Source organism: Biomaibacter sp. TOL (genome assembly GCF_059717795.1).
The window spans coordinates 1,290,671-1,304,822 of record NZ_AP046092.1; the positions used below are offsets into that span (position 1 = coordinate 1,290,671).

At 50.0% G+C, this 14,152-nt stretch carries 15 protein-coding genes; all 15 read right to left on the minus strand.

The window, feature by feature from the left end:
• The 15 genes from AC6I1H_RS06455 to AC6I1H_RS06525 all read right to left on the minus strand — a co-directional run bounded on the left by AC6I1H_RS06455 (position 1) and on the right by AC6I1H_RS06525 (position 14,151).
• Positions 1 to 957: a type II secretion system F family protein gene (locus AC6I1H_RS06455; protein ID WP_497740139.1), complete on the minus strand. Its 957-nt coding sequence runs from the start codon at positions 955 to 957 to the stop codon at positions 1 to 3.
• 19 nt (positions 958 to 976) lie between these two features.
• On the minus strand, positions 977 to 2,335 hold the full coding sequence (locus tag AC6I1H_RS06460; protein WP_497740140.1) for a TadA family conjugal transfer-associated ATPase: 1,359 nt from the start codon (positions 2,333 to 2,335) through the stop codon (positions 977 to 979).
• A gap of 71 nt (positions 2,336 to 2,406) precedes the next feature.
• Complete coding sequence (locus tag AC6I1H_RS06465) at positions 2,407 to 3,630, minus strand: CpaE/TadZ family protein (protein ID WP_497740141.1); 1,224 nt, start codon at positions 3,628 to 3,630, stop codon at positions 2,407 to 2,409.
• 15 nt (positions 3,631 to 3,645) lie between these two features.
• On the minus strand, positions 3,646 to 4,347 hold the full coding sequence (cpaB, locus tag AC6I1H_RS06470) for a Flp pilus assembly protein CpaB (protein ID WP_497740142.1): 702 nt from the start codon (positions 4,345 to 4,347) through the stop codon (positions 3,646 to 3,648).
• A gap of 22 nt (positions 4,348 to 4,369) precedes the next feature.
• Positions 4,370 to 5,317: a pilus assembly protein TadG-related protein gene (locus AC6I1H_RS06475; protein ID WP_497740143.1), complete on the minus strand. Its 948-nt coding sequence runs from the start codon at positions 5,315 to 5,317 to the stop codon at positions 4,370 to 4,372.
• Positions 5,314 to 5,721, minus strand: coding sequence for a TadE family protein (locus AC6I1H_RS06480; protein ID WP_147421234.1), 408 nt, complete (start codon positions 5,719 to 5,721; stop codon positions 5,314 to 5,316). The genes AC6I1H_RS06475 and AC6I1H_RS06480 overlap by 4 nt, the downstream gene beginning before the upstream one ends.
• A 6-nt stretch (positions 5,722 to 5,727) precedes the next feature.
• Complete coding sequence (locus tag AC6I1H_RS06485) at positions 5,728 to 6,240, minus strand: A24 family peptidase (RefSeq protein ID WP_497740144.1); 513 nt, start codon at positions 6,238 to 6,240, stop codon at positions 5,728 to 5,730.
• 104 nt (positions 6,241 to 6,344) lie between these two features.
• On the minus strand, positions 6,345 to 6,530 hold the full coding sequence (locus AC6I1H_RS06490; RefSeq protein ID WP_120766116.1) for a Flp family type IVb pilin: 186 nt from the start codon (positions 6,528 to 6,530) through the stop codon (positions 6,345 to 6,347).
• Between the two features lie 298 nt (positions 6,531 to 6,828).
• Positions 6,829 to 7,050: a hypothetical protein gene (locus AC6I1H_RS06495; RefSeq protein ID WP_497740145.1), complete on the minus strand. Its 222-nt coding sequence runs from the start codon at positions 7,048 to 7,050 to the stop codon at positions 6,829 to 6,831.
• Between the two features lie 186 nt (positions 7,051 to 7,236).
• The gene (iadA, locus tag AC6I1H_RS06500; RefSeq protein ID WP_497740146.1) at positions 7,237 to 8,409 is read right to left on the minus strand and encodes a beta-aspartyl-peptidase; all 1,173 of its coding nucleotides are present in this window, start codon (positions 8,407 to 8,409) and stop codon (positions 7,237 to 7,239) included.
• A gap of 39 nt (positions 8,410 to 8,448) precedes the next feature.
• Positions 8,449 to 9,408 carry a hypothetical protein gene (locus AC6I1H_RS06505; protein WP_497740147.1) on the minus strand — a complete coding sequence of 320 codons (960 nt, stop codon included), beginning with the start codon at positions 9,406 to 9,408 and terminating at the stop codon, positions 8,449 to 8,451.
• A complete protein-coding gene (locus AC6I1H_RS06510; protein ID WP_497740725.1) occupies positions 9,408 to 10,385 on the minus strand; it encodes a M42 family metallopeptidase in 978 nt (325 codons plus the stop codon). Before AC6I1H_RS06510 ends, AC6I1H_RS06505 begins: the two co-directional genes overlap by 1 nt.
• Positions 10,382 to 11,431: a zinc-binding metallopeptidase family protein gene (locus tag AC6I1H_RS06515; RefSeq protein ID WP_497740148.1), complete on the minus strand. Its 1,050-nt coding sequence runs from the start codon at positions 11,429 to 11,431 to the stop codon at positions 10,382 to 10,384. The genes AC6I1H_RS06510 and AC6I1H_RS06515 overlap by 4 nt, the downstream gene beginning before the upstream one ends.
• 62 nt (positions 11,432 to 11,493) lie before the next feature.
• Positions 11,494 to 13,158 (minus strand): peptide ABC transporter substrate-binding protein, encoded by a 1,665-nt coding sequence (locus tag AC6I1H_RS06520; RefSeq protein ID WP_497740149.1) that lies wholly within the window; start codon positions 13,156 to 13,158, stop codon positions 11,494 to 11,496.
• A 15-nt stretch (positions 13,159 to 13,173) separates the two neighbouring features.
• Entirely contained in the window at positions 13,174 to 14,151 is a 978-nt protein-coding gene (locus AC6I1H_RS06525) for an ABC transporter ATP-binding protein (protein WP_497740726.1), read from the minus strand.
• Position 14,152 lies beyond the last annotated feature (1 nt).

The window sequence follows — 14,152 nt, forward strand, 5'->3', positions numbered from 1 at the left end:
TTAAAACTTGATGTCCACAATCTTCTTTATAATCAGCATACCGGTGAACTCTCCCACAATGGCCAGCAGCATCATAGTCAATCCCACTCTGGAGGAAAAAAGTTGCATTATATATGAAGGTTTTACCACCATCATGAAGCCCCCGAGGATCAGCGGCAAAAGTCCTATGATAAGGCCCGAGATACGACCCTGGGCGGTAAGGGTCCGGATTTCCCGCTTAATGCGTATGCGGTCCCGGATGGTTTCCGCAATATTGTCCAGCACTTCCGAAAGGTTGCCCCCTACCTGTCTCTGGATAAGGACCGCAGTGATCACCAGATCCAGGTCTTCGCTGTTCACCCGTTTTGCCAAGTTTTCGAGGGCTTCTTCAGTTGGGGTCCCCAGGTTTATTTCTTTTAATGTCCTTGTAAACTCTTTTTTTATAGGATCCGGCAGTTCTTTTCGCACCATGCCCATACTCTGCAAAAAGCTGAAACCGGAACGAAGGGAGTTGGCCATAATGGTCAGGGCGTCGCAGATCTGGGCGTTAAAATTTGAAAGTCGTTTGTTTCTGGCGGCGTTGAGAACCGCAAACGGTATCAAGGCGGCCGTAAGCCCCAGAATAATACTTCCTGCAGGATTTAGAGTTATTGTAAACGAAACAAACGACGAGGTGAGGGCACATGCGATTACAATAACCACAAATTCCCCTCCCCGGAGCAATATATCGGCTTCTTCCAGTTTTCTATCTACAAGAAGTCCTATGCGACGCGTCAAAGATAAGCCACCCGCCCAGGTCAACAATTTTCGCCATAATTCCACATGACGCTGGACGGCAGCCTCTTCTCCCTGGGCGTCCCTTGAAGCGATTTTTTTAATTCGCATCATCACCTGCCTCTGGTCCGAGGATAGGGCTTCGCTTATCCCCAGAACCGTCAAAAAACTTGCCAGAAAAACCAGTACGCTTACGGTTTCCATGCCTTCTGTCCTCCCAAATCTATAAAATCGAAGGTTCAAAAACATTCGGAGGCAGTTTGATACCACAGGCTTCAAGAATTTCCATGAACTTAGGCCGGATCCCGGTACAGGAAAAATACCCCTTTACCTTTCCGTCGCGATCTATCCCGGTCTGACGGAAGGTGTATAAATCCTGTAATACAATTACCTCCCCTTCCATTCCCAGCACTTCGGTAATGTGTGTAATACGCCGCGAACCATCTCTAAAGCGGCTTTGCTGTATGATTAAATCGATGGCCGAAGAAATTTGTTCCCGGATGGCGCGCACCGGCAGATCCATCCCGGCCATCAGCACCATGGTTTCCAGGCGGGAAAGCATGTCTCGAGGCGAATTGGCATGGCCGGTGGTGAGAGAGCCGTCATGGCCAGTGTTCATTGCCTGCAGCATATCCAGTGCCTCGCCGCTGCGTACCTCTCCCACTATTATCCGATCTGGCCTCATGCGAAGAGCATTCCGCACCAGGTCTCGAATTGATATGGCTCCTTTGCCCTCGATGTTCGGCGGACGGCTCTCCAGTGCAACCACATGAGGCTGGCGCAGCTGCAGCTCCGCTGCATCTTCTATGGTGACTATCCTTTCCGAAGGTGGGATGAATGAAGACAGCACGTTTAGCGTGGTTGTTTTGCCGCTGCCGGTGCCGCCGGATACGACGATATTGAGTCTCGCCCTGACGCAGGCTTCGAGAAAAGCCGCCATTTGGGGTGTCAGTGTGCCGAAATTAATCAGGTCTTCCACAGTAAAAGGGTCCCTTGAAAATTTTCGAATAGTAATGACAGGACCGTTTAAAGAGAAAGGAGGTATAATGGCATTTACCCGGGAACCATCCGGCAGTCGGGCATCCACCATGGGCATGCTTTCGTCTATGCGCCTTCCGAGAGGTGACACTATCCTGTCGATGATATTCATGACATGCTCGTTGTCCCTAAAAAAGACGTCCGTAAGTTCCAGTATACCGTTTCTTTCCACATAAACCTGGTTGGGGCCGTTGACCATTATTTCGCTGACTTCGGGGTCGTTAAGGAGAGAGGTTATCGGTCCGTAACCCATTATTTCATCGACCATTTCTCCGGCTATCCGGAGCCTTTCTGGCCGTGGAATGCGGTTTTCGCCGTCGGAAGTCAAATAACGCTCCACCAGTTCCTCTATGCGTTTTGCCATGAATCTGTTGTCCCCTTCTTCGGATTCTTTAACGTCCTTAAGCTCGTCGACCAACTTTTTGTGCAGGCCGGCCTTCAACGAGGCATAAGGGTCCCGGACAAAATGACTTTGAGTTTTTCGTTCCTCCCGGTTTACATCCTCCGTCGCCTTTTTGCTTTCAAGCCTCTTCAATAACGACATCTTCAGTCACTCCCCAATCAGTGTTCGGATTTCAGCGGTCAGATTAAGTCGGATTTGCCGAAAAGGCAAATCTAAAAACTGAACATTCTTGTCACAAAAGACTTTTTGGCAACCGTTTCCCGGCCCTCATCCACCTTGGCCAGGTCCAGCAGGCCGATCATGTCTTTCACTGCGGCTGACACTTTAGCAAAAGGCTGTCCCATAACAAAAGGCACCCCTTTGTTGATGGCACTCTGCACCGTTTTACCGTCGTCGGGCACCGCAGCCGTTATGGCAGTATTCAACGTCTTTTCCAGTTCCTTGACCTTCAGTCCTTCGTTGCTTTGCTGGTTCAGAATAATCCTCACTTTAGACTCGCAGTTCAGCGTTTTCATGATGTCAATAGTGGTTTTGACGTGTTTCAGGGTGGTCAGGTCCTGGTTCAAAACAAGCGCTATCCTATCACACGCTTCCAGCACCTCGAGATTGATATCGCTATAAAGCGGTGCGGTATCCGCAATGACATAATCGAAATTCTCCCTTAATATTTTCAAGAGCTGTTCCACATGCGGCGGGTGTATCAATTCCGCCTGCTCCGGAGAAAGCGGCGCCGGGAGTAATCTTGCTCCCGACAGGTGCGGAATAAGAAACACGTCCACCAGTTGAAAATCCATTACATCCTGTTCCTGTATCAGATCGGCTATGGTGTTTCTGGCATTGATGTTGAGCATAACTGCGGCGTCGCCCGCAGTAAGGTCCAGATCCAGCAGAGCCACTTTTTTCCCGGTCTCCTGCGCCAGAGCTACGGCCAGGTTGCAGGCCAGGGTCGTCTTGCCCACACCCCCCTTGGTGCAGAAAAATGCGATTATTTTGCCGCGCTTTTGCTTGAAGCCCTGCGAGGCATTAGAGGGCGTTTGCGGCACAAGGTTCAAGTTGCGCCGTTTCTGAGATTCGTTGACCCGGCGGATGGCGTTTGCCAGTTCATTGGCAGAGAAGGGCTTTACCAGATATTCCCTGGCTCCGGCAGCCATGGCCTTGCGAAGGTATTCCTGCTCCCCCTGTATGGAAATTATAATGATGGCGCACTGGGGCAAATTCACGGAAATCTGCTCCGTAGCGCCGATGCCGTCCAGGCGGGGCATATTTATATCCATCAATATAACGTCGGGTTTCAGTTCCTCAGCCATGGAAACTGCTTCATGGCCGTCGCCGGCCTCGCCCACCACCTCTATGTCGTCCTCAAAATAAAGCAGACGCTTTATGTCTTCACGCGTGGTAGCTATGTCGTCCGCTATTAAAACCCTGATGGGTGCCATACAAAAACCTCCCCGCTATCGCATTAAATGTTCCGGTATGCTCGTGCGAAGCTGTACGATATCTGAATCGTCCGGCGAGCGCAGCGCCAGTTGAATGCTTCCCTGCTGGATGGCCAGGGCTATCTGTTGAGCCTGTTCCGGTTCCACCATAACGGTGACGGTCTGGGGCTCCTGTTTCGATGCTCCTTCTGTCGCAAGATTCCCATTGACGGCCAGAACCGGTACATTTTGAATTATGGTGGATGTGGCTGGAGTTTTTTGTTCACCCGGCGCGTTGAAAGTGACCAGCACGTCCACACGATCTCCCGCATTGATGAGCCCGTGCATGGCGGTTATGTTGTTGACCGGAATAGAAACAGCCCGCCTGCCCTTTTCCACTTTCGCCGAAAGACCCGCAGCGGCATCGGTTCTCGCCACCAGTTTGTTGCTCAGGATCACCTCTCCCGGATAAATATCGCCGCGCGCCATCTTGCCCGTCGCATCTTTGACGTCCACCACCGTACCCGGCAGTACGTATTCCACGGGCATTTCTTTGAATTCCAGCATATCGCCGCTTATGACCGTCCTGGCCGCAATTTTCTGTTTCGCCGTAGCCACCCGGGTGAAATTCCCGGATGTCCTGTAGGTTCTTTTTAAATCTTCCATATAATTGTATGCGCCAAAAGCAGCCGCAAGGCCAAAAATAATCGCCAGTAAAAAGATGAGTTTATTTTTCATAGTTCAATTCTCCTCGCCATTATCATTCCATCAGCTTTGCCGCATGCAGTCCGTAGTCGGTTCCGTTCGGGTCTATGGTATAACGCAATCCTTCCGGCGGAACCATTTGCAAAAAGTATCCTTTAACAATACTTTTATTTCCTGAACCTTCCACTCCTTTCAACAGGAAGGCTGCAAACCCGACTATCTTGACTTTGTCCCTGCCGCTCAAGTCGGTGGGGTTGAAAATCGGCACTATCATAACTCTTGGGCAATCGGGGTGATAAGAATCAATGCTGCAACCAGGTGTATGCGGGCACCGGCTCAAACGGTAATTCACTCCTTCTTCGGTAGGGCCCGACATGTTTCCCGGTTCCGTAAGCACCCAGTCTCCCACACTGACAGTGCCGCCGTAACCGTATTTCAAATTGTTTTCATAGTTGGACGCTCCCCTCAATTCCAGGGCCAGGGCGCCGTAATTGCCCGGACCGTATGCATCGTGGGAACCGGATTTTAAGGTGTATTCCTGCCCGTATACCAGCGGCTGGTCGGGAATACCGAAGGGAACCACTCCGGTTATGCTTTTCACACTGCCGAATACGGCGGATGCCCTTGTCGAAACATTACCGCTATTTATACCAAAAACCCGGGCAAAGGTGAAATCTACACGGCGGGACGCTTCCACGGTCACCTTTGTGCCCCCGGCATCAAAGTTTATAATAGCCTCCTCCGGAGCAACACCGTTATACCCCAGGTATTCCAGGGCCTTTTGCCTGGCCGCCTCAGTGGATGGAAGTTCCCGGGCGGCGGCCAGGGCGGCGGCGTCGCATGCGTTCTGTAAACGATTTTTTTCCAGCACAAGGGCACCCACATCGGTCACCAGAGCGGCAAAACCCAGGAGTACGGTCATCACGGCTGCGGCCAGCACCAGCACTGTCCCTCTTTCGTCCCGCCTAATTGTTTTGAAAAAGCTCTTTAGCCTCTTCATCATTCTATCCTCATTGTAGCCCGAGATTTTAGCGTAACAGGATTAGGCAGCAGGCTGTCAAAAAGCGGAGTCACCAGTTCCACGTCGTAAGCTACTTCTATGGTGAACGGCACGCCCGGTGTCCGGGCGGTCTCATTCGGCTCCAATCTTGTTATATGCAAATTGGTGTCCGCCTCAGGCAGGGGAGCGGAATCCCGAACCCTGGATATAATTTCCGCATCGGTCTTGCCGACTGCTCCGGCCCTGGCCCCTTCCCTTGCCGCATGAGTTATAACGATGTATGAATAAAAAATGCGCCCGAACTCCAGAACGCCGAACAGTATCAGGACAATGACCGGCAAAATCAGGGCAAGTTCCACCATGGACTGACCCTTCCGGCTCTTTAAATGCCTACAAACCTCAATCACGAAAAATCACCTCACCACATATGCCAGAGCGGTGCCCGCTGCAATGGCCACGGCGTAAGGAAAGGTCTGGACCGAACCTTCGTAGATGGAGTCCAGCAAATCGACTTGAGGAATAACGCCAAATGCGGAAAAGAGGGTAAGGATTGTGGCTCTGAACCGTACAGGAAATTCTCCGCTTTTTACCATAACTATCACGGAGATAACGCCTCCGACGATGGCCGTAAAAATAAACGCTGTCCAGACGAAGCCGGGGCCTTTAAAGGCTCCCACGACTCCCAGAAGCTTGACGTCCCCCGCTCCCATCCCGCCCAGGATGAAGGGTATCAAAAGAAGAGCCATACCCAGCATCATGCCTTTTATTCCGGTAATCCCTCCGGTCGCTCCTCCCGATAAAAAATTGCTCGCAAGACCTATGGCCGCCGCGGGGAAAAGCACGACGTTATAAATCTTTTTGGATTTTATGTCTGTGTAAACGCAAACTGCCATTAATAAAATAAGGAAACAATCCGCAATCGCCATAAAACCAGCTCTTTCCAATAGAGTTTTGTTGTTAAAGCGGCCCTACTGAAAAGTAGGGCCAACAATATAACAACGATAAATGCCTTTTTTTAAATCTTATTGACTTATGGAGTGGTGGGAGTTGTGCCGTTTAAACCGTTTGTCACATCATTAAATTTAGAATTGATACCCTGCCCCAAAGCCTTCAGCGCCACGATCACCACTACGGCCACCAGTGCCAGAATAAGCCCGTATTCGGCCATGCCCTGTCCTTCTTCTCCGGTCCATAATTTTTTGAAATGTTTTAACATTTTCCCGACCTCCTTTTTACTTTTAATTCTCAACCCTTATTTGATTTTAATCATAGCAGTTTAAACAAATCCGCGCATGATTCAAAAGTCGAAAAATTTTACTGTAAGGGCCTATAACAATAACAGGACGTTTGTCCTAAAAAAAATGGGACTTAAACCTATAGCTAACCGGCACTGTGGCGGCAACCAGCACCGGACTTTCACCGGCAGACAAATTATGATTTTGCTGGGCACGCGGCCCACAAAAATTCACCCCGGGCTACAATACCCGGGGTTTTATCATTATCCGGTCAATTTTCTACTTTAGCATTTCCTCTTTGAGTTTTTCCGGATCTATCATGATTCTTGCCACCTTTGTTTCCATGGCGGCTCTTGCGACTCTTGATGCCACATGGGCGGCCACCCTTTTGTCGAAGGCTCCGGGGATGCAGTAATCCGGCGAAACCTCTTCGTCGGTGATAAGAGAAGCTATGGCATGAGCGGCCGCGAGCTTCACCGCATTTTCGATGTGCTCCCGCACAGGGGTTACACCCCGGCTCGCTAAACGCATCACCCATATTAATATAGCATGTAGAATCTTTGATATCAATCTTACTCTTATGGTTGTCTTACTTCCATGGTAAGTTTTAACCTGACAACTTTAGATCATAATTTGTCGGTTAATATTAAAAAGAAGGCCCAAAGGCCTTCTTCTCAATATTCCCGGCTATTCAAATGTACCTTTAACTACAACATTTCCCTCTTTAACCATGATTTTACCTTTCGCAAATACATATTCTATGTTCAAATCCTTATCCATAACCACGATATCCGCATCGCTGCCGATCTGTATAGTGCCCTTTTTCGGATAAAGCTTTAGTGATTTTGCGGGGTTTTGGGTAATGACCTTTAATGCATCAGAAAGTTTTAACCCTTCATCTTTAACCAGGGCTTTGAATTCCTGGTACAGAGAATCAAGCTCTGCCACCAGTAACCCCTGGATATTTCCCTTTTCGTCAAAAATGGGCATGCTGCCGTTTCCGTCGGAGCTCATGGTTATATTTTCTATTGGCACACCGCTTTCCAGACAGTATTTTACCGCCTCCGACGCCTTATACGACTTTATATCGCCAATGTCGGGATATACGCCTGATGTCATATCTATCATGCCGCCCATTTTGGCAAATTTTATCCCGTCCTCAAGGAGATACTGCGTCCGGTTTATATGAGTCGGGGTGAACTGGGTTATGGGCAGCTCTGTCTCTTCCAATATTTCAAATACCATGCTAAGTTTTCTTTGCCCGTCTCCCACATGGAGGTGAAGTACGCCCGCCTTGCCGCTGAGTATGCCTCCCACGCGTGCTTCTGCAGCCAGTTTTTTTATCTCTTCTTTGCCGGGCTGGGCCGAGCGATAGTCCGATATGGCAATTTCGCCCGCTCCTATCACCTTGTCGATAAGGATCAGGTCATTCCTCACATTGTTGGTTATTGTTCTGGTGGGAACCTCATATGCACCCGTATATATGTAAGTCGATATTCCTTCGATTTCCAGCGCCCTGGCCTTTGCAAGTAGGGAGGCTACGTGCCTTGTTGTGCCATCCGTACCTAGGCACCCGACAACCGTGGTAATGCCTGCCCTGATTATGTGGCTGAGCATCACCTCCGGTGTTCGGGAGGCAAACCCTGCCTCGCCGCCTCCGCCTATGATATGGACGTGCTGGTCAATAAAGCCGGGCACAACATATCTGCCTTTGGCGTCTATCACTTCCACTTCCCCGTATGAAGGAGACGGAATGATATCTTCGCTTATGTTTGCAACTATGCTGCCGCAAATGAGCAGATCCTTTTCCCCGCAGTCTTCAGGATTTAATATCCTGCCATTCTTCAATATTGTGAACAAATCCCTCACCCCCGCGCAATTAATTTTTTCCCTTAAACCTCATATCCTCCCTGAATCCAGCACATTCAAAATCAGACAGGCCAGTCTTTCAATATCCCCGACATTTATTATCTCGGATGCAGTGTGACGGTTTTTAACGGCATACCCAAGCGATATTGCAGTTGCATCAAGGCCTGCCCTGCTTATGCCCGAAACATCCGACATTTCTTTTAAATCAACGGCTCTTTCCACTGTCATATTCAAGTCCTGTGATGCATCCTCAATTGCCCTTATTAAATCGGGGTGGCCTGCCGCAGAGCCGTCCCTCAGCCTCATTATCGGCCCGCAGCCCGGGTATACGCTGCTTTCCCCGGCCGGGACCGAATCTATGCTTATCGCAGCTTCGGGGATGATTGCCCTTGCTGCCACCTGCATCCCCCTTGCCCCGAGCAGGCTCTGGCAGGAGAACACAAAGTATGCCTCGTATTTTTGCCCTTTCGTGTATCTTTTTATTATATCAACAAGGCACGCGCATGACGCTCTCGTGGAAAGTGCAGGAGCAATAACAGCAAAATCCCTTTCATAGTACTCGCCCTTTGCAACCGCAACATCTCCTATCCTCACGGCTTCTTCCGCTTCCAGTCTGCTTTTTGCCCCGATATCGATAAATAGCCCATCGGCGCCTTTTGATTCATCGTCCCGCAGCACAACGCCCTGAACAGCACCTTCAAAGGCAACCCGGGCGTTGATTAACTTCAGGGGGCTGTCAGTGCCCATTGAAGCAAATCTTATTTTGCCTGACTTTTCAATATGTCTTGCAATCAGGCACGCCTGATCCATTGGTGCGGATATGCAAACCCGCCTTTTGCCGCCTTTTACTGCGGCGATCAGGTTCCCCAAGGCATCCGTCCTTATCTCGTCCACAAATGGGCTGATTTCCTCTTTAATTATCTTCGCAACAGCCTTTTCGTTGGCAGACGGCCCATAGGCTGAAGACAACCTTTCCAGAAGCCCTGACATTATATTTTCCCTCCAAGCTGAATATATTCCAGAAAAAGTGAAATAAGCCTTATCGTATCCTCATAATCCTTCAGGCTGGCGACACTTGCAGGCGAATGAATATAACGGCACGGCACCGACACCGTAACGCACCGCACGCCCGTGCCCGTAAGGTGAATCGCCCCGCCGTCGTTTCCGCCTCCCGTGATTCTCCTTCGCTGAAAGCGGATATTGTTCGAAATGGCAAGTTCGCATAGCAAATTGCTCAATTCAATGTCAAAGTAAGTGGTCCTGTCAGCAATGGAAATTGCGGGGCCGCCCCCGAGCACGGTCGACTGCCTGTATCCCTCAACATGCGTCATGTCTGCGCAAACCGTGCCTTCTATCACTATCCCGATGTCAGGGTTCACGAGGTATGCAGCCGCAAATGCGCCCCTTTCGCCTATCTCCTCCTGTGCGGAAAACACGCCGTATACGGGGATGTCATAGTCTTTTTTCAAAATCTCCGCCAGCACGGCGCATCCCACTCTGTCATCGAGCGCCCTGGACTTTATTAAGCCGCTCCCGAAGTTTGTAAATTCCGTGACAAATACAGCATAATCTCCCACTTCCACCGCCTTTTCGGCTTCTTCAGCACAGGCGGCTCCGATGTCGATGTAAGGCCCGGAACATTCTGAGCCTGACCGGACAAGGCCCGGCACGCGATTTTCCCCTATGTAAACAGGCTTTGATCCCAGCACCTTGGCGTCTATTCCGCCCGAGCATTCAAAGCTAAGGGTCCCGTCTTCGTTTATGCCTGTTATCAAAAGCCCAACTTCATCCATATGGGCCGATATCATGACTTTTGGGCCGGGTCTTTTGCCTTTTTTTGCCGCAATTATGCTGCCCAGCGCATCATACTCAATTTGATCGACAAACGGCCTTACCGTGTCCGCGATGACCCGCCTGATTTCACCTTCATCCCCGCTTACTCCCCATGCGGTCGCAAACTTCTTCACCAGCAAAGAAAATCACCCCAATCCATGTCTCCAAGGCTTTCTGCATACCGTCCCAGCAGTCCGGCCGCACTTTCTAAGTCGCTCAAATCCATCATTTCTGCCGCACTGTGCCTGTATCTTACAGGGAGCATCATAAGGGCAGTAGGGATTCCGCCGCAGGCTACCTGAATCGCCCATGCATCAGTGTTGTGCCTCTCGGCTGATGCAATTATCTGATGAGAGATGCCGGATCTTTTTGCACATTCGATCATGGCCCGGGAAAGCCTGGGGTGGGCTATGGGTCCTCTGTAAATTGCCGGCCCCTTGCCGCATTTTGCAAAAGCGTCTTTAAAATCCCGGCTTCCTGCTTCTACCGAATCAATGACTATGGCAACATCAGGCTTTACATAGGATGATACGCGCATTGCTCCTTTATATCCGCTGTGGTGCTGCGTACCCATTACTATATATATATCCGCATTCATGCGCATATTTATCTTTTTCATGTCTTTCAAAAACATATGAAGCACCGCTATGCCCGCTTTGTCTCCCAGCGCCCTTGCCATAACCATGTTTTTTTGCAGCCGCATAAGCTGCCTTTTCACAGCCGCAGTGGTTCCTGGCGGCGCTATCTCCAAAATTTCGCCCCTGCTTAGGCCCGTATCAATTTTAAGCTCGCTCATTCCCACGGGTGCCTTCCTCTCTTCCAGAGAAAGGATGTGGGGCGGCCTCATGCCTATTACCCCTTCGACAGTCCTTTTTCCGTATATCAGCACCTCCTGCGCCGCTAGATCGCCCGGCTCAATGTTCCCGACCGTTTCAAAATCAAGGTATCCGCCTTCATCAGCGCCGCATATCACAAGACCCGGCTCGTCATAATGGGTAAAAATCAGGAGCTTTCTCTTTGAGCCTTTTGCAATGCGGATGATGATGTTGCCCATTTTATCGCACGTTGTTTCATGCCCGAACTCTGAAAATATCTTTCTTATAAGGCCTGCTAATCTTGCCTCATCACCGCAGACCGCACCTTCCTCGCATACGGCCTGCAAAATGCTGCAATTATCCATTTCATGCACCTCGTTTTTTCAAAAAGAAAGGGGCCCCGAAACGGAAACCCCTTACGCCCTATTTATTTCTGAATCTCGACCGTCCTGAAGAACGACCAGCCAAGCGGCGATATATGCATCCCTTTGACATAAGGCTGCAGCATGTACTGGATATTGTAGTAGAAAAGCGGCGCAACGGGCATGTCGTTCATCAATATGTCTTCCGCCTGATGATACAGTTTAGAACGCCTGACAGGGTCCTGTTCCCTTGTTGCGGCATTTACTATCCTGTCGTACTCAGGGTTATTGTACTTGGCGTCGTTGTTGGGCGATCCGCTGACCCACAAATCAAACAGTGACCCGGCATCGTTGAAATCGGCTATATATCCGTGGCGGGCTATTTCGTAATTGCCGTTTGTCCTGTTGCTTATGAACACCTTCCATTCCTGCACCTGCAGATCCACATCTATGCCCAGATTTTTCTTCCACATGGCCTGAAGCGCTTCCGCAACAGCCTTATGCGTGCTGCTCTCATTGTAAATATACGTGATCTTCGGGAAACCCTTGCCATCCGGATATCCAGCCTCAGCCAGAAGTTTTTTGGCCTGCTCCGGGTCTGCCTTCAGGCTTATATAATCCTTTCCTTCCGACCTGAAATCTTTACCGCTTGATCCGCCGGGAATCTGCGGCGGTATATACGCTGTTGCGGCCTGCTGGCCTCCTTTTAAAATGGTGTCCACTATGGCCTGCCTGTCGATTGCAAGCGACAGGGCCTTTCTCACCTTCGGGTTGTCAAACGGCTTTTTCGCGGTATTGAACGCAAGAAAATATGGCCCCAATTCCGTTATTGACTGCGCCTTGCCGGACTTCAAAAGCTCAGCGGCCTGAACCGGGGGAAGTGTCGTAATCAAGTCGACCTTGCCCGTCTGAAATGCTGTAAGTGCCGTGTTTGCATCGGTGATCATGACAAGCTTCAATTTGTCGAGCTTAACGTTATCGGCATCCCAGTAATACGGGTTTTTCTCCAGAAGCATGTAATCGTTGTGTTTCCATTCCACAATCCTGAACGGACCGTTTGAAACTATCGTCTTTGGATCGCTCGCCCAGTTCTCGTTTTTCTCGACGATGTCCTTTTTCAGCGGCAAAAGCAAATGCCATGCTACGATATCCAGGAAATACGGCACGGGATATTCAAGGTCTATCTCTATCGTGCGTGGATCCAGCACTTTTACGCCCACATCATCGGCCTTTGCCCTTCCCTCATTGTATGCCTTTGCGTTTTTGATGTGAAAAGCGTGGTAGGAATACGACGATGCGACTTTGGGGTCAAGCACCCTCATTATGCCGTATTTTATGTCTTCGGCCGTCAGCGGGGACCCATCGGACCATTTGAGGTTGTCCCGCAAATGAAATACGTAGGTCTTGCCGCCGTCCTTTATGTCCCAACTGCTGGCAAGGCCGGGTTCCGGCTTGTCGTCTGTCCCTATCCTTGCAAGGCCCTCAAAGATGTTGAATATCACGGTTGAACCGTCGACGCTGTTGTTCAGCGCCGGGTCAATCGTCTTCGGCTCAGAGCCCAGGTTTGCCACCATCATATTTTCGCCGGCGGGTGCGGATTCGTTGCCTGCAGTTTTCTGGCCTGCATCGTTCTTTGCTCCACCGCAGCCGGTCAGAACAGCTCCAAAAACCATTGACACTATGAGAATGATTGATATTTTTTTCAAACGTTTTGCCAAAATTGTTATCATTTTTTACCACCTTTCTCAAGTCTTTTTTATTAAGTGACATGCCACAAGATGTCCCCCGCCGCAATCTATAAGCTCAGGCACCACCTCCCTGCACGTTTTTTCGGCATATCTGCAGCGCGTATGGAATTTGCATCCCGATGGCGAATTGATGGGGCTCGGTATCTCCCCCTCAAGCATGATCCTGCTTCTCTGTGCGGATTTTTTGGGATCGGGTATGGGTATTGCCGAAAGCAGCGCCTGAGTGTACGGATGAGCGGGATGGGTGTAAAGTTCGGCGCTCTCTGCTATTTCCACTATGCTCCCGAGGTACATAACCGCTATGTTTTTGCTTATGTGCTTTACCATAGCAAGGTCATGGGCTATGAAAAGATATGTCAGATTGAACTTTTCCTGCAGGTCTTCAAGCGTATTGACTATTTGAGCCTGAATTGAAACGTCGAGCGCCGATATTGGCTCATCGCATACTATGAATTCCGGGTTTACGGCAAGAGCCCTTGCTATTCCGATCCTCTGCCGCTGTCCCCCCGAGAATTCGTGAGGATACCGGCTGGCATGCTCATAATTCAGGCCGACCGTTTTCAGCAGCAGCTTCACTTGCTCGATGCGTTCGCTCGGCGTGTACATGCCGTGGATGATCATGGGAGCCATGATGATGTCGGAGACGGTCATCCTTGGGTTCAGAGAAGCATACGGGTCCTGGAAAATCATCTGGATGTTCTTCCTTGCCGCAAGCATTTCTCTTGCCGAGCAGTGCGTTATGTCCATGCCTTTGAACAAAATCTTCCCATCAGTCGGTTCGTAAAGCCGCACGATGGTCCTTCCCGTTGTCGTCTTGCCGCACCCGCTCTCGCCCACCAGCCCGAGCGTTTCTCCTTTTTTTATTGAAAAACTCACGCCGTCAACCGATTTTATGACGCGGGTTTTTCTGCCAAAAAGCCCCGCCCTGCGCTCAAAATATTTTTTAAGGTTCTTTACTTCAAGCAAAAATTCCATA

Bases quoted from the DNA above. Each gene is read 5' to 3' on its own strand.
- AC6I1H_RS06515 (WP_497740148.1), bottom strand. From the start codon at position 11,431: ATGGATAATTGCAGCATTTTGCAGGCCGTATGCGAGGAAGGTGCGGTC.
- AC6I1H_RS06460 (WP_497740140.1), bottom strand. From the start codon at position 2,335: ATGTCGTTATTGAAGAGGCTTGAAAGCAAAAAGGCGACGGAGGATGTA.
- AC6I1H_RS06490 (WP_120766116.1), bottom strand. From the start codon at position 6,530: ATGTTAAAACATTTCAAAAAATTATGGACCGGAGAAGAAGGACAGGGC.
- AC6I1H_RS06525 (WP_497740726.1), bottom strand. From the start codon at position 14,151: ATGGAATTTTTGCTTGAAGTAAAGAACCTTAAAAAATATTTTGAGCGC.
- cpaB (WP_497740142.1), bottom strand. From the start codon at position 4,347: ATGAAAAATAAACTCATCTTTTTACTGGCGATTATTTTTGGCCTTGCG.
- AC6I1H_RS06475 (WP_497740143.1), bottom strand. From the start codon at position 5,317: ATGATGAAGAGGCTAAAGAGCTTTTTCAAAACAATTAGGCGGGACGAA.
- AC6I1H_RS06485 (WP_497740144.1), bottom strand. From the start codon at position 6,240: ATGGCGATTGCGGATTGTTTCCTTATTTTATTAATGGCAGTTTGCGTT.
- AC6I1H_RS06505 (WP_497740147.1), bottom strand. From the start codon at position 9,408: ATGTCAGGGCTTCTGGAAAGGTTGTCTTCAGCCTATGGGCCGTCTGCC.
- AC6I1H_RS06465 (WP_497740141.1), bottom strand. From the start codon at position 3,630: ATGGCACCCATCAGGGTTTTAATAGCGGACGACATAGCTACCACGCGT.
- AC6I1H_RS06520 (WP_497740149.1), bottom strand. From the start codon at position 13,158: ATGATAACAATTTTGGCAAAACGTTTGAAAAAAATATCAATCATTCTC.
- AC6I1H_RS06455 (WP_497740139.1), bottom strand. From the start codon at position 957: ATGGAAACCGTAAGCGTACTGGTTTTTCTGGCAAGTTTTTTGACGGTT.